Origin of the sequence: Halorubrum sp. AD140 (assembly GCF_034497445.1) — an archaeon.
Taxonomy (GTDB): Archaea; Halobacteriota; Halobacteria; order Halobacteriales; family Haloferacaceae; genus Halorubrum.
This window is the reverse complement of sequence record NZ_JAXRUU010000054.1, coordinates 1-21,385: the sequence shown is the minus strand read 5'-3', so window position 1 is coordinate 21,385 and position 21,385 is coordinate 1. Positions and strand designations below refer to the sequence as shown.

The window sequence follows — 21,385 nt, the reverse complement described above, 5'->3', positions numbered from 1 at the left end:
CGCCGACGAGCGGGACCCGGTAGGTCCCCTCCGTCTCGCCCGCGAGCGTCACCGCGGCGTCGGTGGGGCTGACGCGCCCGCCGTAGGCGACGGAGAGGGTGGGAGCCGACTCGTCTCCCTCGCGCTCCGTGTCCGCGCCGGCGACCGTCGCGACCGGCGCGCCCGCCTCGCCGGCGACCTCGCGGACGACCTCGAGCGCCTCGCCCTCGCAGGCCGTCACGAGGGGCGCTCCCGGCTCGGCGATCCGGGCCTTGGTGCGGGCGATCTCGGCGATCGTGTCGCCGAGGACCGCGGTGTGTTCGAGCGAGACGTTCGTCACGGCCGTCGCGACGGGGGCGACCGCGCTGGTCGCGTCGTACTCGCCGCCGAGCCCGACCTCCAGCACCGCGACGTCGACGTCGCGGCGCGCGAACTCGCGGACCGCCATCGCCGTGACGACCTCGAAGAAGGTGAGCGGCTCGCCGGCAGCCGCGCGCTCGACGAGCCACGGCTTCGCCTCCTCGACGAAGGCGGCGATCGCGGCCTCGGTCATCTGCCGGCCGTCGACGCGGACCCGCTCGGCGAGCACGGAGAGGTGCGGCGAGGTGTAGAGCCCGACCGAGAGTCCCGCCTCGCGGAGGATCGACTCGGTCATGCGCGCCGTGCTCCCCTTCCCGTTCGAGCCGGCCACCTGCACGAACGGCACGTCCGCTTCGGGGTTGTCGAGCCGGTCGAGCAGCGCCGCGACGCGCTCGGTCCCCGGCTTGACCGAGAAGCGGCGGAGGTCGAAGAGGAACGCCGCCGCCTCGTGGTAGTGCATACGCCGTGGGTCGGCACGGCGTCGCTTAGGCGTAACGGACCGGGGCGGCTCCGGCCGGCGCGTCCCCGCCGGGGCGCGACGCTCCCGCCGCGAAGAGCAACCCTTACGCGCGCGGCACCCCGACCCGGTCGCATGCACGAGATAGCGGCCGCGTCGGCGTCCGCGGTCGACGACGGCTCCGAGGAGCGCGACGCGAACGGGCGCGGCGGCGCGGGCGCCGGCGACGCCGCCGATCCGGTGCTCGTCGGCCAGGACGTCAGGCGGTCGTACGGCGACGTCGTCGCGCTCGACGGGGTCGACCTCCGCGTCGAGGCCGGCGAGGTGTTCGGGCTCATCGGCCCCAACGGCGCGGGCAAGACCACGCTCGTCCGCGCGCTGACCGGGACGACCGACGCAGCGGGGGAGATCCGCGTGTTCGGCGCCCCCCCGCGCGGGGTCGACCCGCAGCGCGTCGGGCTGCTCCCGCAGTCGTTCGACCCGCCGGAGCGGCTCACCGCGACCGAACTGGTGGAATACTACGGCGGCCTCTACGACGACGCCCGCGACGTCGAGTCGGTCCTCCGGGACGTGGGGATGGCCGACGACGCGGACGCGTGGTACGAGACGCTCTCGGGCGGGCAACAGCGGCGCACCTGCGTCGCGACCGCCATCGTCAACGACCCCGACCTCCTCTTCCTCGACGAGCCGACCACGGGGATCGACCCGGCGGGCCGGCTGGCGATCCACCGCCTGATCGAGCGGCTCGCGGGCGACGGCACGACCGTCTTCCTCACGAGCCACGCGATGGACGAGGTCGAGCGGCTCGCCGACCGCGTCGCGCTCCTCCGGGACGGTGCGGTCGTCGCCGTCGGGGCGCCCGACGAGCTCGTCGCCGAACACGGCGGCGCACCTCGGCTCGACGTGACCCTCGACGGACCCGCGAGCGACCGCACCGTCGGGCGCGTCGAGGAGCGCGTCGGGGCGGACGTCGCCGGCGACGCCGCCGTCGAGTCGACCCGCGACGGGCTGCGGCTCCGAGGCGTCCGACCCGAGACGATCGGCGACGCGGTCGACGCCCTCGACGCTGCCGGGGTCGCCTTCGAGTCGCTCGCGTGGAGCGAGCCCTCGCTGGAGGACGTCTACCTGCGGCTCACCGGCGAGGAGTACTCGCCGCGGAACCTCCGGGACGCCGCCGACGGAGGCGACCGATGACCCGCGTCGGCCGGATCCGCACCGAGGCGACCGCGGCGGCGCGGTCGTTCCTCCGCCGGCGGACGGCGGTGTTCTTCACGTTCTTCTTCCCCGTGATCCTCGTGGTCATCTTCGGCGCGCTGGTCCGGACGCAGCCGACGGGCGGTGGGCTGTTCGCGGAGCCCGCCGGCTACTACATCCCCGGCTACCTCGCGGTCGTCGTCCTCTTCACGCCCCTCTCGCGGGTTGGGTCCGAGATCGCCCGACACCGCGACGGCGGCCGGTTCGAGAAGCTGGCGACGACCCCGCTCTCGCGCGCCGAGTGGCTCCTCGCGCACACGCTCGTCAACGTCGCGATCATCGGCGCGGCCAGCCTCCTGATCTTCGGGCTCGTGCTCGCGGTGACGGACGCCGAGCCGGTCGTCTCCCCCGCCCTCGCGGTTCTGCCCGTCTTCGTCGCCGTCGGCGTCGCGCTGTTCTGCGGGTTCGGAGCGATCCTCGGCGCGCTCGCCGACTCGCAGGACGGCGTGATCGCCGCGAGCAACACGGTCGCGCTCCCGCTGCTCTTCCTCTCGGAGACGTTCGTCTCGCCCGACCTGCTGCCGGCGTGGTTCCGCCCGGCCGTCGCCGCCTCGCCGCTCACGTACTTCGCGCGGGGGACGCGAGCGATCGTCTACGAACCCGGGCCGTGGACCGGCGACCTGGCCGTCCTCTCGGTGCTCGCCGCCGCGTTCCTCGCGGTCGGCGCGTACGCGGTCCCGCGGACGGACTGAGCGCGGTGCGGGCGGAGCGAGGGAGCGACCCGGCCGGGTCGCCGGCTCGGAAGCCGGTCATTTATATCGCCCGGCGCCGTCTCGCCGGACGAGAGAGGCCCAGTGTTGAAAACTGTTCAATTCACCTGCTCGGACTGTGCACAGACCATCGAGGTCAACGAGGAGATGCGGGAGACGATCCTCGACGCCGGCTGTCCGGTGTGTACGACCGCCGCCAGCGAGGAGGACTTCTCCGGCGAGCCCTCCGACGACGAGTAGCGGCTGGGAGCCGATCGCGGCCCGGGCGCCGCCACGACCCCCAGTGGACAGATACGCCGTCGACTGATTCGATCGATCGGTGAGAGCCGCGAGCCGACCGCCGGGAGTCCCACCGGCTCCGGGTACCGTCCTCAGTGTCGCGCGCGAGCCAACGCGCGCGGCGGCTCGCGTCGCAGTTCGTCAACAGGAGTCAGTGTCGTCGGGCCACTCGCCGCTTCGAAGCAGGTGTAGTTCACCGTCCCGGATTCCGAGCACGACGTCGAAGCAGCGGTACTCGGGGTCTCCGGCGACGCTGTCCACCTCTCGGAAATCGGTCGACACCCACTCCGACCGCGGATCTCCGCTCAGCCGGGCGTGGAGCTCGTAGCGAGCCGGGTCAGTCGGGTACTCCTCGAACGCTCGCTCCCGGACGAGCAACTCCCCGTCCCCCTGCGTCTCTGCCGGGGGGACGTCCTCGGCGGTCCAGTACACCGGCTCGCCGTCTTCGAGCAACAGGACGTGCAGACGGTAGGGTCGGCGGTCGGCATTTCGATACCGCATGTCGGTCACCCGCACGTCTTCCGGCGGCGGACTGGTTTCCGCACCGCTCTGGCATCCGCTCGTCGTCCCCACGAGAGCGAGGCCGGTCGTTGCCAACACCGTGCGTCGCCTCATACACGGACCGTACTATCCGGCCCTAGAAATTCACTTTGGAGGCTTGTCGAAGCTCTCAGCAGGCGATCTGTTTCCCTCTGTGTGCACGATACCGCCGCACTCTCGAACACTCTCCACGGTTGTGTGATACCGGAGCGCGACAGCGGACAGGGGAGGAGCCCGATCCGAAACTCGACGGCGTTCCGGACTGTCAGCGGCTCGTCCTGACCCCGGCTACGGTTCGGGCCAGATTTGCACATCGCCAGCCTGTTACTCGCTTCCTCACACTGCGCTCACCTCGTATCTGTCGTCGACCGGCTGTCTCAGTCGATGTCGTGCTTGGAGAAGAGGGCTTCAGCGGAGCGAACTGCGTTTTAACTCGCTTCCTCCGTCCGGCTACTCGTCGTCGCGCTCGACGACGATCGTCCGGCCGGTGAGTCGATCGGGAACGAACCGGTAGAGGTCGATGTCGAGGTCGGGCTTCCCGTCGGCCCAGATCTCGAAGAGCGGGCGGCGGGTCTCCCCGTACTGTGCGATCGTCTCCGGCGTGAGCTCGTCGAGGTCGACGCGGCGGAGCGTGCCGACGCCGACGACGCTGTCGTACGCCTCGCCGTCCTCCTCGTACACGACGATCCGGGCCCGCGGGTTCGAGCCGAGGAACTTGCGCTTCTCGCTGTCGGGCGTCGACACCAGTCGCAGGAAGGCGTCTCGAGACTCCGTATCGAAGCCGTAGGAGATCGGGATCGCGTACGGCCGTCCCTCGCGGGCGAGCGAGAGCACGCCTGTCTCGTGGCGGGAGAGGAACGCGTCGATCTCCGCGTCGGACATCTCGACCTCGCTGTTCGTCGCCATACCCAACGAGTCGACACACGCCGGGATAAAGGATGCGAGACGGACTGCGGAGGAGCCCCCGCGCGGAGGGGCGCGCTCGGCTCGGTGGCGCTCGGGAGGACCGACGGGCGACGGCGGCTAGGCGGTCTGCGGGTCCGCGATGTCGCCCTCGGTGACGGGCTGGCCGCAGACGACGCAGCCCACGTCGAGCAGCGTCGCCCGCATGGCGTCGTCCACCTCGATCGACCGGCGGCACTCCGGGCAGACGAAGGTGTGTGTCCGTGGACTCGTCATGGTTACAGGTACGACACGGAGGCCCATGAAAGATGGTTCGGATTCTAAGGGGTTCAGAATCCGGACGTCGCCGAGCGCCGCCTCCGGTTCGACCGTCAGTCGAGCAGCGTCGAGAGCAGCTTCCGCTGGGCGGCCGCGATGTGCTCGGAGAACGTCGACCGATCGATCCCCAGCGACTCGGCGACCTCGCCGGCGTTCGCCCCCTTGGGGTGGTCGAAGTAGCCGGCGTCGTAGGCGGCCGTGAGTACCTCGCGCTGGCGCTCGGTGAGTTCGCTCCGGTCGACGGTGACCAGGTCCGACTCCTCGGGCGTCGACGACGACTGCAGGAGCCGTAACACCTGCATGTCCGAGGACGACTCCCGGAACGAGTCGAGCACCGACCGGAGCGTCGGGAGGTCCGTCGCGTGGAACGTGACGAGGAGCCGGCCGTCTCGGATGGTCGTCTCCGAGGTCGGGAGCCTGTGGCGGTCGAGCACGGCGAACGGCGACTCCGCCGACCAGGGGGTCTCGAAGCGGTAGGCCGCCTTCGCGCCGTAGTCGAACACGACCTCGACGCCCTCGGGGACCGACAGGTCCGCGTCGGCGACGAACTCGAAGACGACGGCGCCCTCGGCGCCGTCCGGGGTGCTGCGCGCGACGCTGTAGATCGGCGCCGACCCGTCGACGATCCCCTCGAACGGCGACGGTGCCCCCGCCGGGAGCGAGACCTCCGCTCTGATGCCGGATCCCATCTGCGTCCGTCCGTGTCCGCCCCCGGGCAAAACGTTGACGCCGTGGGCGCGGCGCCCGGCGGGACGCATATAAAACACCCCTCATATGCAGGGTCTGCGTTGGGGTGGGTGGAGGTGATACGTACATCCATGAAGCGACAGGCCTCGTACGCGACTGGTCCGACGACGGCGACGGAAGGCGACGAGACGCTCGACGCGACGTTCGACGTCCTCGCGGACCCGGACTGCCGAGCGATCCTCGGCGCCGCGGAGACGCCGATGACGACGAGCGAACTGGCGGACGCGTGCGACATCGCCCTCTCGACGGCCTACCGCAAGGTGGAGCGGCTGAGCGAGACGCCCCTGCTGGTGGAGGGCGTCCGCTTCGACCCCGACGGCGACCACGCCGCGGAGTACACCCGCGGGGCGACGGACGCGACGATCGAACTCGACGCCGACGGCGTCACGCTGACCGTCGCGGACTCGGGGACGGATCCGCTCACCGCGGCGATGGACGCCACCGGCATCTCGGCGGACTGACTCCGACCGGGACTTTTCTCTCGTGATAATTGGGCGGACAGCGTTAAACCCCGCCCCCGGAAGCGATTCCGTATGAGCGCCTGGTCGGACCCCGAGACCCTCCTGGACCTCACGCAGGACGCGGTCGCGGTCCTCGACGAGGACGGAATCTGCCGGCGCGCGAACGCGGCCGTCGCGGACGTGCTCGGGTTCGAGTCGGCGGAGCTCGTCGGCACGGACGCGTTCTCGCTCGCTCACCCGGAGGACGAGACGCGACTCCGGGAGGCGTTCGAGGCCGTCGTCGCCGGCGAGGTGACTCCGGACTCGCCGATCGAACACCGCTACGGCACCGCCGACGGCGACTGGGTGTGGCTCCGGACGTGGATGCACGCCCCCGCGAAGACCGACGGCGACGGCTACGTGGTGACCGCTCGCGACGTGACCGCGGAGGTCGAGTCGAGACGACGGCTGGAGACCATCGCCTCGGTGTCGTCGGACGTGTTCTGGATGTTCTCCGCGGACTGGTCCGAGCTGCTGTTCGTGAACGACGCCGTCGAGGGGGTGTTCGACGTGTCGACCGAGCGGCTGACACGGGAGCCGACCGCCTTCCTCGACGCCGTACACCCCGACGACCGACCCTCGGTCGAGCGCGCGATGGAGCGGCTCTCCGCCGGCGAGTCGGCGCTGATCGACTACCGCCTCGGGACGACCGACGGCGTCACGCGCTGGATTCGGGTGCCGGGCGAGCCGGTCGTGGAGGACGGCGAGGTCGTCGCCGTCGCCGGGTTCGCTCGCGACGTCACCGCCGAGTACCGCCGCAAGCGACAGCTCTCCGTGATGGACAACCTGCTGCGCCACACGATCCGAAACGACATGAACGTCGTCGACGGGACCGCGGCGCAGATCGCCGACCGCGTCGCGAACGCGCCGGCGTTCGACCCGGATGTGTGGGAGGCCGAGGGGACCCACGCCCGCGAAGACGGCGCGTGCGGGACACGGGGCGACCCGGGGGCAGACGACGCGACCGAAGCGGGGACGGAGGACGCGTCTCTCACTCCCTCAATCTCGCCGGACGAGCTGGCCGCGATGGGCGAGGAGCTAACGGAGCACGCGGCGACGATCCGTCGCGTGGCCGACGACCTGCTCACGACGGCGGAGAAGCAGCGCGGCGTGATAGACCTGCTGCGCCGCGGCGGATCGCCGCGGGCGGTCCCGGTCGCGCCCGTCGTCGAGGAGGCGCTCGACCTGGTCGGCGACGACTGCGACGGCGTCGGCGAGATAGACGTCAGCTACCGCGATCCGAGGGACGAGGCGGCGCTCGGGACGACCGACCGCGGACGGATCGAGGACGAGGCGGCGGACGGCGACGGGTCAACCGCGATGGTGTCGGTCTCGTACCCGCCGGGCGCGACGGCGTTCACCTACCCGGAGCTCGACTACGCGATCGCCGAGCTCGTGGAGAACGCCATCGAGCACGCGGAGACGACGCCGCGCGTCCGGATCGACGTGACCGAGACCGACGAGGACGTCTCGATATCGATCCGCGACAACTGTCCGCCGATCCCGGCGGAGGAGCGGTGTGTCATCACCGACCGGTGGGAGATGAACGACCTCCGTCACACGGGCGGCATGGGGCTGTGGCTCGTGTACTGGGTCGCGAAGCGGTCCGACGGCGACCTCGCGTTCGACACCCATCCGAACGGGAACGTCGTGACGCTCACGGTTCCGAACGCCGAGCGGACGGCCGCCGGCGAGACGGGCGGGGGGGAGGTCGGTGAGATGGGCGGCGGGGAGATCGGTGACGCGGGCGGGACGGCCACGCCGAACCCTCCCACGCCGGAGGGGACCCGAACGCCCGCGCCGGGGCGGGAGGGGGCGGTCGGGAGAGACGGTGCCGCGAGCGGCGGCGGGCTCGACGGGGCGCGGGACGGCGGCGCGGAGACCGACTGACCGAGATCGGTCCGCGCGAATACGCGGATCCAGACGCCGCTGGGCACTTCTGGGGGCGACGCGTCGACCAGATCGGTGGATATCCGATCGGTCGTTCGTTATTGACTCAACGACCGAAAGCGTCCCACCGATCTTAAGCCGGCGGTTCGCGTAGCGTCAGGTTGATGGGTACGCTCAACGAGCTGTTCGACCCGGAGCGGGTCGCCGTCGTCGTCGCGACGTCCCGCGAGGGGGCCGTCGGACGCGCCGTCACGTCGAACTTACTCGACGACTTCGACGGCGACACCGTCCCCGTCAACCCGAACTACGACGAGGTGCTCGGGACGCCCTGCGTCGACGAGGTGGGCGACGCCGACGCCGACGTCGCCGTGATCGTCGTGCCGCCCTCGATCGTGTTGGACGCGATCGAGGCGTGCGGCGCGGCGGGCGTCCGGAACGTCGTCGTGATCACGGCCGGGTTCGGCGAGACGGGTGGGGAGGGAGCGGCGAGGGAGCGGCGCCTCGCGGAGCTAGCCGACGAGTACGACCTCAACCTCGTCGGCCCCAACAGCCTGGGGATCATGTCCACGCCGTCGGGCATGAACGCGACGTTCGGTCCGGAGAACGCGCTCCCCGGCGGGCTCTCGTTCATGAGCCAGTCCGGCGCGTTCGTCACCGCGGTCCTCGACTGGGCCAACGACAACGGGATCGGCTTCAAGGACGTCGTCTCGCTCGGCAACAAGGCCGTCCTCGACGAGACGGACTTCGTCGACCACTGGGGGGACGACGAGGAGACCGACGTGATCATCGGCTACCTGGAGGGGATCGAGGACGGCCGCGAGTTCATCGAGGCCGCGCGCGAGACGACACGGGACACCCCGATCGTCGCCGTGAAGTCGGGGCGGACGAGCGCCGGCGCGCAGGCCGCCTCCTCGCACACCGGCACCCTCGCCGGCTCCGACAAGGCGTACGAGGCGGGGCTCGACCAGGCGGGCGTCATCCGCGCGGAGTCGGTCGACGAGCTGTTCGACGCCGCCGGCATCCTCGGGAGCCAGCCGCTCCCCGACACCGACAGCGTCGCGATCGTCACCAACGCCGGCGGTCCCGGCGTCATGGCGACCGACGCCGTCGGCGACGCCGACCTCGACATGGCGTCGTTCACGAGCGAGACGAGCGAGGCGCTCGCGGCGTCGATGCCGGACGAAGCGAACATCCACAACCCGGTCGACGTGATCGGCGACGCCGACGTGGAGCGGTTCCGCGAGGCGCTCGAGATCACCGTCGCCGACGACAACGTCGGGGCCGCCCTCGTGCTGGCCGCGCCGACGGCGACGATCGACTTCGGGGACCTCGCGGACGCCATCGAGGCGGTCAGCGAGGAGATGGACGCGCCCGTCGCCGCCTGCCTGATGGGCGGCGACCGGACGCGCGAGCCGAAACAGCAGCTCCAGGCGAGGGGGATCCCGTGCTACTTCGACCCCGCCCGCGGGATCGAGAGCCTCGCGACGCTGGCGCGGTACCGCGACATCAGGGAGCGAGCGTACGCCGACCCGATGTCGTTCGACGTCGACCGCGAGCGCGCCCGCGAGATCCTCGAAACGGTTCGCGACCGCGACGACAACCGCCTCGGCGTTGAGGCGATGGACCTGCTCGACGCGTACGGGATCCCCACGCCCGCCGGCGAGATCGTCGACAGCCCGGAGCGCGCCCGCGCGGTCGCCGCCGGGATCGACGGCGACGTGGTGATGAAGATCGTCTCGCCCGACATCCTCCACAAGTCCGACATCGGCGGCGTCGCCGTCGGCGTCGGAGACGACGACGTGGCGGACACCTACGAGGACCTGATCACCCGCGCGCGGAACTACCAGCCGGACGCGACCGTCCTCGGCGTGCAGGTCCAGGAGATGGTCGACCTCGACGACGGCGTCGAGACGATCGTCGGCATGAACCGCGACCCGCAGTTCGGCCCGCTACTGATGTTCGGGCTCGGCGGCATCTTCGTGGAGGTGATGGAGGACACCACCTTCCGCGTCGCGCCCGTCTCGGAGCCGGAGGCCCGCGAGATGACCGAGGAGATCCAGTCGGCGCCGCTGCTGCGGGGCGCCCGCGGCCGCGACCCGGTCGACGTCGACGCCGTCGTCGAGACGATCGGTCGGCTCTCCCAACTGGTCACCGACTTCCCGGCCATCCTGGAGCTCGACATCAACCCGCTCGTCGCACTGCCCGACGCCGACGGGGGCGCGAACGCCGCCGCCGTCGACGTGAGACTCACCGTTGACCCGGAGGAACTCGACCCATGACAGACACCACCACGACACTCGTCACCGCGATCGGAGAAGGCGCCGGAAAGACAGCGATCACCGTCGCGCTCGCGCGGCTCGCCGCCGACCGCGACCGCAGCGTCGGCTACATGAAGCCGAAGGGGACCCGCCTGCAGTCGAACGTCGGCAAGACGCTCGATCAGGACCCGATGCTCGCCCGCGAGGTGCTCGGGCTCGACGCCGAGATGCACCAGATGGAGCCCGTCGTCTACTCGCCGACGTTCGTCGAGGGCGCGATCCGCGGCACCGAGGACGCCGGCGCCCTCCGCGACCGGATCCGCGAGGAGTACGAGGAGCTCGCGGCCGACCGCGACCACATGTTCATCGAGGGCGGCGGCAGCTGGACCACCGGCGGGGTCGTCGACCTCACCGACGTCGACGTCGCGGAGCTGCTCGACGCGCGGGTGGTGCTCGTCTCGGGGTACGGCTCGCCGAACGACCTCGACGACGTGCTCGCGGCCGCCGACGCCTTCGGCGATCGGCTCGCGGGCGTCGTGTTCAACAAGGTGTCGGACGACGCGTTCGAGTCGCTGGACCAGGACGGGATCCCGTTCCTCGAGTCGAAGGGGGTCGCCGTGTTCGGCGCGGTCCCTCACGAGAAGGAGCTCGCCGGCGTCACCGTCGGCGAGCTCGCCGACGAACTGGGCGCCGAGCTGCTCACCGACGCGCCGACCGACGGCTTCGTCGAGCGCTTCCTCGTCGGGGCGATGGGCGGCGACGAGGCGCTCCGGTACTTCCGACGCGCCCGCGACGCGGCCGTCATCACCGGCGGCGACCGAGCGGACGTCCAGACCGCCGCGCTGGAGGCCTCGGGCGTCGCGTGTCTCGTCCTGACGGGCGGCCACCGGCCCTCCGGGGCGGTGCTCGGCAAGGCCGCAGACGCGGGCAAGCCCGTCCTCGCCGTGAACACCGACACCGTCACCGCGATCGACCGCGCTGAGGGGATCGTCCGAAGCGGGCGCACTCGTGACGCGCGCACCGTCGAACGAATGGCGCAGCTGCTCGACGCGCACGCCGACCTGGACGCGCTGCTCTGAGGGACCCCGCGATCGCCGCTGCGGCCCCGTTCCGTCCCCCGCTGTGGCCTCGTTCCGTCCCCCGCTGTGGCCTCGTTCCGTCCCCCGATGCGGCCTCGTTCCGTCCCCCGATGCGGCCTCGTTCCGTCCCCCGATGCGGGCGAACGTCTGACATAGTGTTTTCAGGGAGGACGACGTAGGGCGCGTATGACCAGTCTCTCGGAGGCGTACGGCGACCGGAGACGCTCCGAGGTCGACCCGCGCCGGCTGTACCTCGGCGTGGCCTCGTTCGTCGCCGGAACGCTGCTGCTCGTCGCGGGACTCCTCGTGGCCGCGGAGGTCGTCCTCCCGAGCGGTTACGGCTCGGGGGACGCGCGACGGCTCGGCGGCGTGCTCGGCGGCGTCGGCGTTCCGCTGCTGTTGCTCGGCGTGATGGCCGTTCTCCCGTCGGACCGAAGCACGCGCATCGCCGCGATCGTCGGGGCGTCCGTGATGTGTCTCGGCGTCGCCCTGTTCGCGTACGCCTACCCGTACCACTGGGTCGGCGGCCCGCGCCCGGAGCTGACCGACCTCACGCTGCCGACCGCGGGGCTGTACTTCGTCGGCGCCGCGACGACGCTGTGGAGCGTGTTCGTCGGCGTCGCCAACTTCAAGACGCGCAACGACCCCGGCGGCACCGTCACGATGGAGGTGACCCACAAGGGGGAGACGAAGGTCGTCGAGGTCGGCCGCGACCAGCTCCACGGGATGGGCGGCGTGGGGCTCCTCGGCGGCACCCCCGACGGCGAGGTGGAGACGCAGACCAATCGGCCGAACGCGACGGGTCGGTCCGACGCGCCCGCCGGGAACGGGACCACCGACGGCGGCGAAACCGCGACCGACCTCCGGTCTCCGCTCGACGACGCGGGAGCGAGGAGCGAGCCGACCGGCCCGAAGGGTCCCGCCGGACCGACGTCGGACGGACGCGCCGCAGCGCGAGACGGCCCCGGTGACACCTACTGCGGGAACTGCGCGCACTTCGACTACGTGCGCACCGATCAGGGGATGCAGCCGTACTGCGGCCACCACGACGAACTGATGGAGGACATGGACGCCTGCGACGAGTGGACGCCGCGGTAGGCGGCGCCGTCGCTTCTCACCCGCTCTTTCGCTCGCCGACGCTCGCTGCCGACGGGAGCTGCGCCTCCGCGACGGCGAACGCGAGGGTGCTCAACACGGCGGTGAGCGTCCCGGCCGCGAGCGCCATCGCGAGGTCCGGGAGCGCGAGCGACGTCACTCCCGGGGCGTCGGGCAGGAAGAACCCCGAGACCGCGTACAGCACGACCGCGATGGAGAGCACGTAGAACGGGGCGTTGAGGTAGCGCCAGCGGAAGCGCCCGCCGAGGTACTCGTCGGTGATCTGTCCGAGGCTGGAGGTGACGCCGGCGACGGCGAGCCACTGGACGAACCCGTGGACGAACGCCGCGAGGGTCACGCCGACGGTGAGCCCGTCGCCGCGGACCTCCGTGACCGTCTCGACGGTCTCGACGCCCTGCACGCCGCCGACGAGGATCAGCGCGAGCGCGACCACGTAGGTGACGAGCGTCACCCGGCCGGTGTAGAGGACGTTCCGCACGGTGTCGGCCGCCCCGTCGACGGTGTCCTCCAGCCCGAGCCCGCGGAACAGTGAGTAGAGGCCGACGACCCCCGAGAGGATCCCGAGGACCGCCGCGCCCGCGACGTCGAAGAGGTTGGCGACGACGACCAGGGGGTAGATGAGGAGGAGGACGCCGAGCGGCACCAGGATCGTGCCGCGGGTCTCGGGGTCCGCGAGCACCTGCTTGATCGTGTAGTAGAGCGACTCGAGGTCCTGTGCCTGCCGGACGACGACGCGGCGCATCCCGTCGATCGGCATCCGCGAGCGGATGACAGGGAGGACGGACTCGTCCTGTGCGCCGTCGGTGATGACGACCGCGGAGACCTCCTCGCCGGTCGAGAGCTCCGCGAGGACGCGATCGACCTCCTGCCCCACCGCGCGGTTCGCCGTCACGTCGGAGCCGTCGACGCCGGTGACGGCGGCGACCTCGACCGCCTCGCCCTCCGCCGCCAGCTCGTCGTAGACGTTCACGCCCTGGAAGAGGACGTTCACGTCCGAGTCCTCAGGGTCGGCGGTCGCGAGCGCGACCGCGGCCTCGGTGACGTCGTCGACCCCGATCACCGGGGTGGGGATCCCGGTCTTGCGGCCGAGGTCGTCGTCGAGGTCGACACAGAGGACCAGCAGCATTACGCGTGGGTATGCGAGGCCTCGTCATATGTTTTCGGCTCGGGGCGGCGGTGGCGGGAGGACGCGACGCGCGACCGCAGCGCGCGCTTCACCGTCACTCTCACTCCGGGTCGTGTTCGATCCCGTTCAGCATCCGGCGCACGTTCTCGCCGTCCCCGAACGCCTCCGGATAGGCGGCCAGCGGGACCACGTAGTCGCCGCCGGCCTCGACCGCCTCGGCGACGTGGAACTCGAGCTCGACGCTCACGTCGGTCCCCTCGATCTCCCCGTCGCCCGCGTACACCACGACCCTCGCGTCGGTGTCGAGAACGTCGGTGGTGTACTCCGAGCTGCGTTCGAGGTCGCTGACGCCCTCGTAGCGGTCCACGATAAGCTCCGCGCGCTCCTCGTCGTCGAGGTCGCCGACGGGATTGAACGCCTGCCCGAGCACCTCGACGCGGGGGGTCGTCAGCACGGCGAACACCGCCGCCTGATAGCGCTCGCCGAACAGCTCGACGGCCTTGTCGTACTCCGCGATCCGGCTCGTCACTCGCACCTCGCGGGTCACGCCGGCCACGTCGAACTCGCGAGTCCGCGCGTCCTCGTACACCTCGTTGAGCTCGTACCCGCTCTCGTCGAGCGTCGCGTCGGCGACCGTCGCGGTGCCCGCGGCGAACTCGGCCGGATCGCCGGTGGCGACGTCGAGCGCGGTGCAGCCGGCGAGCGCGGCGAGACCGACCGCGCCGCCCGCGGCGAGCGCGCGTCGGCGCGTGCACGCCTCGGCGTCCGCGGGGTCCGTTAGATCGCTGTCCGCGGGGTCCGCTCGGTCGTTGTCGGTCGTTCGAGTCATGCCATACCCTCGCATCGGCGGCGGTACATACTTTGTGTTCCCCTCGGCGGCACCGCGAGGCGCACCCGTGACAACGTCTCTCCCGGAACGGGGGAGTTCGGACGCTTTTTGAGGCCACGGCCGGTATAGGCGGGTAGATGATCTCCAAGGGCTGTGAACAGTGCGCCAAGGGCGGGAAGATGGTGCTTTTCGTCTACGGCTACTGCGACCAGCGGGACTGCTTCTACTGCCCCCTCGGAGAGAACCGGAAGAACGTCACCGACGTGTACGCCAACGAGCGGAAAGTCGAGTCGGACGAGGACGTGATCGCGGAGGCCAAGCGCATGAGCGCGCTCGGCACGTCGATCACCGGCGGCGAGCCGCAGGAGGCGATGGCGAAGACGACGCGCTACCTCGAGCTGCTGAAAGACGAGTTCGGCGAGGACCACCACACCCACCTGTACACGGGGATCACCGGCGGCCGCGAGAACATGCGCCGCCTCTCGGAGGCCGGCCTCGACGAGATCCGCTTTCACCCGCCGGTGGAGCTGTGGGGCGACATGCACGGCACCGAGTGGGAGGAGATCCTGTACATCGCCCGCGAGGAGGGGCTCACGCCCGCCTTCGAGATCCCCGGCATCCGCGCGGAGCCGGAGTTCCTCGAATTCCTGGACGAGGGCGCCGCCGAGTTCTGTAACGTCAACGAGTTCGAGATGTCCGACGGGAACTACCGCCGGATGCAACAGGAGGGCTTCGAGCTGCAGGAGGGACACATGTCCGCCGTCGAGGGGTCGAAGGACGACGCGATCCTCGAGGAGATGGCGAGCCACGAGAAGGTGTACTTCTGTACGTCCGTGTTCAAGGACGCCGCCCAGCACCGGAACCGGCTCAAGCGGATGGCGAGGAACATCCGCCGCGAGTTCGACGAGGTGACAGACGACGGCACCCTCGTCTACGGGAAGGCCTTCGCCGACCCCGATCGCTTCGAGGCGCTCGGCGTCCCCGAGGAGTTCTACGTCGTCAAGTCGAACCACGTCGAGGTCGCGTGGTGGCTCTTAGAGGAGATGGTCGAGGACGGCGACCTCGACCGCGGCGAGATCGTCGAGCAGTACCCGACCGTGAACGGGACGGTCGTCGAGCGGACGCCGGTCGCCTGAGCCGGGGGTCGGATCGTCGGTCTCCGCGTCGATCCGGATCGGTACACGGCCGATCTGGGACGTGCCCACATACCACACTTATGAGGGATCGGCACGTACCGTCGGATATGGCCTCCGAAGAACCCGTATTCGCCGACGTGAGCATCGGACAGGCGGTGTACGACGAGGACGGCGACCAGATCGGGACGGTCCGCGGAGTCGACGACGACGGCTTCTACGTCTCGTCGCCGTCCGGATCGGAGCCGCTGACCCTCACCGATGCCCGGGACGTGTTCGGCACCGCGTACGTGATGTGGCGCTGCTGGGAGTGCGGCGAGATGGGCGAGATCGGTAAAGAGCTCCCCGCCAACTGCCCGAACTGCGACGCGCCGCGCGAGGAGCTGTACTACTGGGCGGAGGACTAACCCGAGCGTTGAAAACGGCGAGGGTGGGCGACGCGGGCAGAGCGTGTCGGCTTGATACCTGATGGCGTCGACACCGAGAACACCTCCAAAGCCCCAGCCGGGAGGACTCGCGCGACTCGTTGCGTTCCTCAGTCGCTCGCCCCGCTCGCTCCTTGCGGTACTGACATCGTCATGGTTCGTCCTTCCGGCTGCTCTTCGAGTCCCACCCGCACCGCAACCGCGCCTCACACCTCCCCACCCTCGTCGCCGGACTACGTCCGGCTGCAAGCGAGAACGGAGCTCTCGCCCTGTCGCTGGCGGCGGCCGCCGCCAGCGACTCCCTCGCGCGTGCGATCGCCGGCGGCTGTCAGAGGGACTTCGGTCCCTCGCTACTCGCGGCCTCCGGCCGCTCACCGGCACGCGCCGACCGCTTCCGTTTATTTATGAGCGATCGTCGTCGCTCGCGTCCTCTCCGTGCCGGCCCTCGTCCACCTTCTCCCGGAGGCGTTCGACCTCCGCCTCCAGCTCCGCGATGCGGTCGGCGTCCCCCTCGTCGCCGTCGGAGCGCAGTTTGAGGAACAGCACTACCCCGGCGATGACGACGAGGGGAACGCCGAAGAGGAGCACGAAGACGATCAGGAGGATCACGAGTTCGGGACCAGCGGGGACGCCGCCGAACGCGGGGAGAGTGGGACCCATGCTGTCACCCACTCTGCGACGCGACAAAAGCGATCGGGGCGGGAGCGGCGAGCCTTCCCGCCACCGCCCTCACCTCACGTCGACGAAGTCGCCGAGATTCGCCTGTAGCCCGGCCGCCATCGCCGATTTTCGCCGGAGGCGACCAAGCGATATCGGGAGGTGGCCGGCGACGCCGCGGACCGCTTCGCCGAACGTCTCCGCCGTCCCGTGCTCCCCCTCGAAGGCGTTTCGGACGGCCTCGCGGACCTGCCAGACGCCAACCGGGCCCCAGTAGTCGTCGGAGACGTGCCGGAGGACGAGCGCCTTCGCCTGTCGCCCGCGGTCGTCGAGGTGTTCGAGGACGCCCAGCCGGGCCGCGTAGTAGGCGCCGGCCGTCTCCTCGACGTAGCCGGTCCGCCCCTCGCGCCCCTCGCTCGCGGCCGCGAGGTAGACGCCCGCCTCGGGGTCGGGGTTCCAGATGGAGCCGGGCGACTTCATCTCGACGAGCTCGTACTCCCATCGGCCCGGGACCAGGATCACCCAGAACGCGTTGCCGAGGTACTCGTTGCGGTGGACCTCGATTCGGTCGACCGTCGGGTTGTCGCGGATCGACCCCCGGAGGAACTGTCCGACGGTGTCGTCGACTGCCGTGATCGACCAGCGCGTCGGGACGAGCCGTCGGTCCTCGCCGCGCCCGAGCGCGCCCGCGGAGAGGATCGTGTTGATCTCGTACACGTCGAACCCGCGGCGGTAGAGGTACGTCATGGCGCCTTCGGCGCGCCAGTCGTCGTCCTCCAAGGTCTTCTGGACCGGTCGCGGGACGTGCGGGTTCTCGCCGAGCTCGGCGGTGCGGGCGGCCGCGCGCGGCCCGGTCGGCGTCTTGATGTCCCGCGTGCCGACGTCGAAATCGAGGTCCGGCCTCCCGTCGAGCCCGATCTCGACGTCGACCGGACGGTCGGCGATCGCGACCTCGCGCTGGACGCCGAGCCAGCCGTCCCACGCGTCGTGGACGCTCGCGGCGGCGTCCCCGACGACGGCGGAACCGACCGCGCCGGCGCTGGCGCCGACGTCCCTGACGTCGACCCCGCGCGCCGAGTTGAGCAGGCTCGTCCGGCGGTCGAACACGTCCGAGATGGAGACGCCCTCGTCGTACCACGCCGCGGAGGTCTCGAACGAGTCCGCGCGCTCCTCGCGACCGACCGGCGAGAGCAGCCCCGTCGAGACGCTCGGGTAGTTGGATCGGCCGACGAAGATCGAGGGGGAGACGCTGCCGACCACGGCGTCGTCGGAGACGTGCTCCTCGAAGCGCCGCTCGAAGGAGTCGAGGTGGTCGAGGATGCCGTAGTCCTTCTCGCTCGCGAGACGCCGCCGCTCGGCGCGCTCGTTCGCCTCGAACTCGATGAACTCGTCGAGCCGCATTCGGCTCCGAGTTGGTCCCGCGGCGGCTTGAACGTTGCTAGGCGTGGATCCCCATCGCTTCGATCTGCTCTTGGTACCGGTTGCGGATGGTGACCTCGGTGACCTGCGCGACGTCGGCGACCTCGCGCTGGGTCTTCTTCTCGTTACAGAGCAGGGAGGCCGCGTAGATCGCGGCGGCGGCGTACCCGGTCGGGGACTTCCCGGAGAGCAGCCCCTGCTCGGCGGTCGTCTCGATGATCTCCGTCGCCTTCGACTGGACCTCCTCGCTCAGCTCGAGCTCGGAGGAGAAGCGGGGGACGTACTTCTTGGGGTCTACGGGACGCATCTCTAAGCCGAGCTCCTGGGAGATGTAGCGATACGTCCGGCCGATCTCCTTGCGGTCGACCCGCGAGACGTCGGAGATCTCCTCTAACGACCGGGGGATCCCCTCCTTGCGACAGGCGGCGTAGAGCGCGGCGGTGGAGACGCCCTCGATGGAGCGGCCGCGGATGAGGTCCTCGTTGAGCGCGCGCCGATAGATGACGGAGGCGACCTCCCGGACGGATCGGGGGACGCCGAGCGCGCTGGCCATGCGGTCGATCTCCGAAAGCGCGAACTGGAGGTTGCGCTCGCCGGCGTCCTTCGTCCGGATCCGCTCTTGCCACTTGCGCAGGCGGTGCATCTGCGAGCGCTTCTCCGAGGAGAGCGACCGCCCGTACGCGTCCTTGTCCTTCCAGTCGATCGTCGTCGTCAGCCCCTTGTCGTGCATCGTCTTCGTCGTCGGGGCGCCGACGCGCGACTTCGACTGCCGCTCGGAGTGGTTGAACGCCCGCCACTCCGGGCCGGGATCGATCTGTTCCTCTTCGACGATGAGTCCGCTTTCCTCGTGTATCAGTTCGCCGTCGGCCGTCCGGGTAAGCTCTGCCGGGTCGAAATCTTCGGGGTCCAGTTCGTCGGCGTCGACCCCCTCGGCGTCGGTTGTTGTCTCGTCGGCGTCCTCGTCCCGCACACGCTGCCGGTCGTGATCCCGTTGCCGGGTTGGCCGTGTCATCGCATTTATATACTATCCCGACCGATTACCTTAAAAGTTCGTGAGGATCGGCGACCGACCGACGGACAGCCCTTTGTCCGGCGAGCGCGGACGGCGATCGAATGCCGACGATCGACTGCGATCCGGCGACCGCGCGCGCCCGTCTGGAGGACGCCGGCGTTCGGATCGAGGCGGGAAACACCGCCCACGAGCGATGGCGCGCCGAGCGCGAGGGCGCCGTCGCGGTCGCGTACGACGACAAGGTCGTGGTGCAGGGGAGCGACCCGACCCGTCTGACGACCGTCCTGAGCGAGGGCGGGGGGCGCGCGCACGTCTACTTCGACGGCGCCTCGCGGGGAAATCCCGGCCCGGGCGCCGTCGGCTGGTGTCTCGTCACCGCCGACGGGATCGTCGCCGAGGGCGGCGAACGGATCGGACGGGTGACCAACAACCAGGCCGAGTACGCCGCGCTGATCCGCGCGCTGGAGGCGGCCGACGAGTACGGCTTCGACGAGATAGACGTCCGGGGCGACTCGGAGCTGATCGTCAGGCAGGTGCGCGGCGAGTGGAACGCGAACGACCCCGAACTGCGCGAGAAGCGGGTCCGCGTCCGAGAGCTGTTAGAGCGGTTCGGCCGCTGGTCGATCGCACACGTTCCGCGGGAGATAAACGCGCGCGCCGACGACCTGGCCAACGAGGCACTCGATGACGAGAACTGACGAGGACCCACCGGAGTGGGCGAAGGAGCGCGCACGGGAGGCGATGGCGGTCGAGGAGGCGACCGCCGAGGAGGAATCGGCCGACGCTGACCGGATCCCGGACGTTCCGGCCGAGGCCGTCGACGAGGCGGAGCGACTCACGCGGCTCGCCCGGCGGGCCGACGAGGACGCGGCGGCCGCGTTCTACCGCGAGCGCCGCGACGAGCTCGTCGCGAGCCACGGCTACGTCCCGCGGCTCCGGGAGGACGACGACACGCTCGTGTTGTACCCCGACGAGTGGATGGAGGACGGGACGGTGCAGCTCGACCGGATCGAGACCACCGACCGGGCCGTCGAGGTGTCGCTGTCGGGACCGGGCGACGCCGACCGCTACCGAGAGGTCGCCGCCTACAACGAGGCCGTCGCCGACGCGATCGCCGAGTCGCGCGCCGACGTCCACGCCGACACCGCCCGCAGCTTCGCGGCGTTCATGAGCAACCACTACGTCCGCGCGGTCGACGACGCGACGCCCGAGATTCGCGCGGAGTTCCGCGAGGAGTACCTGCCGCGGAACGGCTGGCCGACCGACGAGCAGCTCGCCGTCGTCGACGAGTCGCTGGCGGTGATCGAGGCGGTCGCCGCCGACGTCGACGGTCCGGCCGAGCGGACCGACGGCGACGCGTAGAGACGCTGACGCCGACCTCGGCCGGGAGAAGACGTGGCCGTCGCTCGCTCGGTTAGAGTGCGCGGTTTTCACCGCGCGCGTGTGCCAAATTGTTGGTTTCGAGCCGATACGCCCGCGTGGCTGCGCTCGCGCCGAACCTACTCCTCGAGGAGCGCGCGGATCTCGTCGGCGCGCGCCTCGTCGGTGACGAACCGGTCGAGGACCCACTCCAGCTGTCCGAGGACCGTGTCGTGGCCGGCTTCGGTCAGCTCGTACTGGTTCGTTCGCTTGTCGAGCTCGCTCTTCTCGACCAGTCCCTCCGCGACCAGGTCGTCGAGGTTCGGGTAGAGCCGTCCGTGGTTCACCTCGGAGCCGTAGTAGGACTCGAGCTCGCGCTTGATCGCGAGTCCGTACATGGGCTCTTCCGAGAGGATAGCGAGGATGTTCTGTTGGAACGCCGTCAGGTCCGACGCCGATCTGGTTGACTCCTCATCAGCGACTGTTTGTGCCTCTGACATAGATAGTTGAAGGGAACCCGAACTTATAACCTTTCTCAAGATTTACCGTCGTTTAATTATATAACCTGGTGGGAACGTCCTAATACTCGCCGCAGTCGACGTGAGCGGATTTGACGACCCGGATCCGGCGCGGAGAGCGAATTTAGGTGTTCGACCACCGGCGCGGTCGATTTGTGACGATTTATCGGGAAATCGGTGCGTTAGCCCCGAGTCAGACAGCCGATCAATCGGGGTATGTTGCCGGTAGTGGGTCGGACGCGGACGGAATGAAGTCAGCGATTCGACCCGTCGTGGGAACCCGAAAGGACTTTGCTATCCATGGCCCGACTGTCGGGCACATGGTCAATCTCTGGGAGGACCTCGAGACGGGCCCGAACGCCCCCGACGAGATCTATGCCGTCGTGGAGTGTCTCAAGGGCGAACGGAACAAGTACGAGTACGACAAGGACATCCCCGCCGTCGTTCTCGACCGCGTGCTCCACTCGAACGTCCACTACCCGTACGACTACGGGTTCATCCCGCAGTCGTACTACGA

The 21,385-nt window shown here is 70.2% G+C and carries 24 protein-coding genes; 13 read left to right on the top strand and 11 right to left on the bottom strand.

Annotation, left to right across the window (positions count from 1 at the left end; translation table 11 throughout):
* Positions 1 to 799 (bottom strand): Mur ligase family protein (locus U4E84_RS12860; protein WP_322532497.1); only part of this gene is annotated, 799 nt, incomplete at its 3' end.
* 132 nt (positions 800 to 931) lie between these two features.
* Between U4E84_RS12860 and U4E84_RS12855 the strand changes: the two genes are divergently transcribed.
* The 3 genes from U4E84_RS12855 (at position 932) to U4E84_RS12845 (ending at position 3,000) form a co-directional block, all read left to right on the top strand.
* Complete coding sequence (locus U4E84_RS12855; protein ID WP_322532496.1) at positions 932 to 1,990, top strand: ABC transporter ATP-binding protein; 1,059 nt, start codon at positions 932 to 934, stop codon at positions 1,988 to 1,990.
* Positions 1,987 to 2,742, top strand: coding sequence for an ABC transporter permease (locus tag U4E84_RS12850; RefSeq protein ID WP_322532495.1), 756 nt, complete (start codon positions 1,987 to 1,989; stop codon positions 2,740 to 2,742). The genes U4E84_RS12855 and U4E84_RS12850 overlap by 4 nt, the downstream gene beginning before the upstream one ends.
* 105 nt (positions 2,743 to 2,847) lie before the next feature.
* On the top strand, positions 2,848 to 3,000 hold the full coding sequence (locus tag U4E84_RS12845; protein WP_322532494.1) for a zinc ribbon domain-containing protein: 153 nt from the start codon (positions 2,848 to 2,850) through the stop codon (positions 2,998 to 3,000).
* 180 nt (positions 3,001 to 3,180) lie between these two features.
* Here the strand turns inward: U4E84_RS12845 and U4E84_RS12840 are convergent, their stop codons facing one another.
* The 4 genes from U4E84_RS12840 to U4E84_RS12825 all read right to left on the bottom strand — a co-directional run bounded on the left by U4E84_RS12840 (position 3,181) and on the right by U4E84_RS12825 (position 5,489).
* On the bottom strand, positions 3,181 to 3,654 hold the full coding sequence (locus U4E84_RS12840; protein WP_322532493.1) for a hypothetical protein: 474 nt from the start codon (positions 3,652 to 3,654) through the stop codon (positions 3,181 to 3,183).
* Positions 3,655 to 4,029: 375 nt separating this feature from the next.
* Positions 4,030 to 4,485: a pyridoxamine 5'-phosphate oxidase family protein gene (locus U4E84_RS12835; protein WP_322532492.1), complete on the bottom strand. Its 456-nt coding sequence runs from the start codon at positions 4,483 to 4,485 to the stop codon at positions 4,030 to 4,032.
* A gap of 117 nt (positions 4,486 to 4,602) precedes the next feature.
* Positions 4,603 to 4,758 (bottom strand): hypothetical protein, encoded by a 156-nt coding sequence (locus U4E84_RS12830; protein WP_322532491.1) that lies wholly within the window; start codon positions 4,756 to 4,758, stop codon positions 4,603 to 4,605.
* Positions 4,759 to 4,853: 95 nt separating this feature from the next.
* Entirely contained in the window at positions 4,854 to 5,489 is a 636-nt protein-coding gene (locus tag U4E84_RS12825) for a helix-turn-helix domain-containing protein (protein ID WP_322532490.1), read from the bottom strand.
* Positions 5,490 to 5,618: 129 nt separating this feature from the next.
* Between U4E84_RS12825 and U4E84_RS12820 the strand changes: the two genes are divergently transcribed.
* From U4E84_RS12820 to U4E84_RS12800, 5 genes are all read left to right on the top strand, one after another.
* Positions 5,619 to 6,008 (top strand): helix-turn-helix domain-containing protein, encoded by a 390-nt coding sequence (locus U4E84_RS12820; protein WP_322532489.1) that lies wholly within the window; start codon positions 5,619 to 5,621, stop codon positions 6,006 to 6,008.
* Between the two features lie 72 nt (positions 6,009 to 6,080).
* On the top strand, positions 6,081 to 7,937 hold the full coding sequence (locus U4E84_RS12815) for a PAS domain-containing protein (RefSeq protein ID WP_322532488.1): 1,857 nt from the start codon (positions 6,081 to 6,083) through the stop codon (positions 7,935 to 7,937).
* A gap of 164 nt (positions 7,938 to 8,101) precedes the next feature.
* Complete coding sequence (locus U4E84_RS12810) at positions 8,102 to 10,216, top strand: acetate--CoA ligase family protein (RefSeq protein WP_322532487.1); 2,115 nt, start codon at positions 8,102 to 8,104, stop codon at positions 10,214 to 10,216.
* Entirely contained in the window at positions 10,213 to 11,274 is a 1,062-nt protein-coding gene (locus tag U4E84_RS12805) for a phosphotransacetylase family protein (RefSeq protein ID WP_322532486.1), read from the top strand. Before U4E84_RS12810 ends, U4E84_RS12805 begins: the two co-directional genes overlap by 4 nt.
* Positions 11,275 to 11,460: 186 nt before the next feature.
* Complete coding sequence (locus tag U4E84_RS12800) at positions 11,461 to 12,372, top strand: hypothetical protein (protein WP_322532485.1); 912 nt, start codon at positions 11,461 to 11,463, stop codon at positions 12,370 to 12,372.
* A 16-nt stretch (positions 12,373 to 12,388) separates the two neighbouring features.
* Here the strand turns inward: U4E84_RS12800 and U4E84_RS12795 are convergent, their stop codons facing one another.
* Positions 12,389 to 13,516, bottom strand: a complete 1,128-nt coding sequence (locus U4E84_RS12795; RefSeq protein ID WP_322532484.1) for a DUF373 family protein — start codon at positions 13,514 to 13,516, stop codon at positions 12,389 to 12,391.
* Positions 13,517 to 13,616: 100 nt separating this feature from the next.
* Positions 13,617 to 14,345, bottom strand: a complete 729-nt coding sequence (locus U4E84_RS12790; RefSeq protein ID WP_322532483.1) for a DUF6517 family protein — start codon at positions 14,343 to 14,345, stop codon at positions 13,617 to 13,619.
* A gap of 137 nt (positions 14,346 to 14,482) precedes the next feature.
* Here U4E84_RS12790 and U4E84_RS12785 point away from each other — a divergent pair, with 137 nt between their 5' ends.
* Entirely contained in the window at positions 14,483 to 15,481 is a 999-nt protein-coding gene (locus U4E84_RS12785; RefSeq protein ID WP_322532482.1) for a radical SAM protein, read from the top strand.
* A 107-nt stretch (positions 15,482 to 15,588) separates the two neighbouring features.
* On the top strand, positions 15,589 to 15,885 hold the full coding sequence (locus U4E84_RS12780) for a hypothetical protein (protein WP_322532481.1): 297 nt from the start codon (positions 15,589 to 15,591) through the stop codon (positions 15,883 to 15,885).
* A 420-nt stretch (positions 15,886 to 16,305) separates the two neighbouring features.
* Here U4E84_RS12780 and U4E84_RS12775 read toward each other — a convergent pair whose 3' ends face one another.
* The 3 genes from U4E84_RS12775 to U4E84_RS12765 all read right to left on the bottom strand — a co-directional run bounded on the left by U4E84_RS12775 (position 16,306) and on the right by U4E84_RS12765 (position 18,991).
* The gene (locus U4E84_RS12775) at positions 16,306 to 16,563 is read right to left on the bottom strand and encodes a preprotein translocase subunit TatA (protein ID WP_322532480.1); all 258 of its coding nucleotides are present in this window, start codon (positions 16,561 to 16,563) and stop codon (positions 16,306 to 16,308) included.
* Between the two features lie 69 nt (positions 16,564 to 16,632).
* Complete coding sequence (gene nreA, locus U4E84_RS12770) at positions 16,633 to 17,961, bottom strand: DNA repair protein NreA (protein WP_322532479.1); 1,329 nt, start codon at positions 17,959 to 17,961, stop codon at positions 16,633 to 16,635.
* A gap of 37 nt (positions 17,962 to 17,998) precedes the next feature.
* On the bottom strand, positions 17,999 to 18,991 hold the full coding sequence (locus U4E84_RS12765) for a transcription initiation factor IIB (protein ID WP_322532478.1): 993 nt from the start codon (positions 18,989 to 18,991) through the stop codon (positions 17,999 to 18,001).
* A 101-nt stretch (positions 18,992 to 19,092) separates the two neighbouring features.
* Here U4E84_RS12765 and rnhA point away from each other — a divergent pair, with 101 nt between their 5' ends.
* Together rnhA and U4E84_RS12755 are read left to right on the top strand one after the other, a co-directional pair.
* Positions 19,093 to 19,689 carry a ribonuclease HI gene (rnhA, locus tag U4E84_RS12760; protein ID WP_322532477.1) on the top strand — a complete coding sequence of 199 codons (597 nt, stop codon included), beginning with the start codon at positions 19,093 to 19,095 and terminating at the stop codon, positions 19,687 to 19,689.
* Entirely contained in the window at positions 19,676 to 20,353 is a 678-nt protein-coding gene (locus tag U4E84_RS12755) for a hypothetical protein (protein WP_322532476.1), read from the top strand. Before rnhA ends, U4E84_RS12755 begins: the two co-directional genes overlap by 14 nt.
* 137 nt (positions 20,354 to 20,490) lie before the next feature.
* Here U4E84_RS12755 and U4E84_RS12750 read toward each other — a convergent pair whose 3' ends face one another.
* A complete protein-coding gene (locus tag U4E84_RS12750) occupies positions 20,491 to 20,850 on the bottom strand; it encodes a PadR family transcriptional regulator (protein WP_322532475.1) in 360 nt (119 codons plus the stop codon).
* Positions 20,851 to 21,188: 338 nt separating this feature from the next.
* On the opposite strand from U4E84_RS12750, the gene U4E84_RS12745 reads away from it, so the two are divergent.
* On the top strand, positions 21,189 to 21,385 hold a 197-nt coding region (locus U4E84_RS12745), incomplete at its 3' end, for an inorganic diphosphatase (RefSeq protein WP_322532474.1).

Coding starts and splice junctions, on each gene's coding strand:
- U4E84_RS12765 (WP_322532478.1), bottom strand. CDS start 18,991: ATGACACGGCCAACCCGGCAACGGGATCACGACCGGCAGCGTGTGCGG.
- U4E84_RS12855 (WP_322532496.1), top strand. CDS start 932: ATGCACGAGATAGCGGCCGCGTCGGCGTCCGCGGTCGACGACGGCTCC.
- U4E84_RS12780 (WP_322532481.1), top strand. CDS start 15,589: ATGGCCTCCGAAGAACCCGTATTCGCCGACGTGAGCATCGGACAGGCG.
- U4E84_RS12825 (WP_322532490.1), bottom strand. CDS start 5,489: ATGGGATCCGGCATCAGAGCGGAGGTCTCGCTCCCGGCGGGGGCACCG.
- U4E84_RS12850 (WP_322532495.1), top strand. CDS start 1,987: ATGACCCGCGTCGGCCGGATCCGCACCGAGGCGACCGCGGCGGCGCGG.
- U4E84_RS12750 (WP_322532475.1), bottom strand. CDS start 20,850: ATGTCAGAGGCACAAACAGTCGCTGATGAGGAGTCAACCAGATCGGCG.
- U4E84_RS12755 (WP_322532476.1), top strand. CDS start 19,676: ATGACGAGAACTGACGAGGACCCACCGGAGTGGGCGAAGGAGCGCGCA.
- U4E84_RS12805 (WP_322532486.1), top strand. CDS start 10,213: ATGACAGACACCACCACGACACTCGTCACCGCGATCGGAGAAGGCGCC.
- U4E84_RS12800 (WP_322532485.1), top strand. CDS start 11,461: ATGACCAGTCTCTCGGAGGCGTACGGCGACCGGAGACGCTCCGAGGTC.
- rnhA (WP_322532477.1), top strand. CDS start 19,093: ATGCCGACGATCGACTGCGATCCGGCGACCGCGCGCGCCCGTCTGGAG.
- U4E84_RS12815 (WP_322532488.1), top strand. CDS start 6,081: ATGAGCGCCTGGTCGGACCCCGAGACCCTCCTGGACCTCACGCAGGAC.
- U4E84_RS12790 (WP_322532483.1), bottom strand. CDS start 14,345: ATGACTCGAACGACCGACAACGACCGAGCGGACCCCGCGGACAGCGAT.
- U4E84_RS12835 (WP_322532492.1), bottom strand. CDS start 4,485: ATGGCGACGAACAGCGAGGTCGAGATGTCCGACGCGGAGATCGACGCG.
- U4E84_RS12775 (WP_322532480.1), bottom strand. CDS start 16,563: ATGGGTCCCACTCTCCCCGCGTTCGGCGGCGTCCCCGCTGGTCCCGAA.
- U4E84_RS12785 (WP_322532482.1), top strand. CDS start 14,483: ATGATCTCCAAGGGCTGTGAACAGTGCGCCAAGGGCGGGAAGATGGTG.
- U4E84_RS12795 (WP_322532484.1), bottom strand. CDS start 13,516: ATGCTGCTGGTCCTCTGTGTCGACCTCGACGACGACCTCGGCCGCAAG.
- nreA (WP_322532479.1), bottom strand. CDS start 17,961: ATGCGGCTCGACGAGTTCATCGAGTTCGAGGCGAACGAGCGCGCCGAG.
- U4E84_RS12810 (WP_322532487.1), top strand. CDS start 8,102: ATGGGTACGCTCAACGAGCTGTTCGACCCGGAGCGGGTCGCCGTCGTC.
- U4E84_RS12820 (WP_322532489.1), top strand. CDS start 5,619: ATGAAGCGACAGGCCTCGTACGCGACTGGTCCGACGACGGCGACGGAA.
- U4E84_RS12840 (WP_322532493.1), bottom strand. CDS start 3,654: ATGAGGCGACGCACGGTGTTGGCAACGACCGGCCTCGCTCTCGTGGGG.
- U4E84_RS12830 (WP_322532491.1), bottom strand. CDS start 4,758: ATGACGAGTCCACGGACACACACCTTCGTCTGCCCGGAGTGCCGCCGG.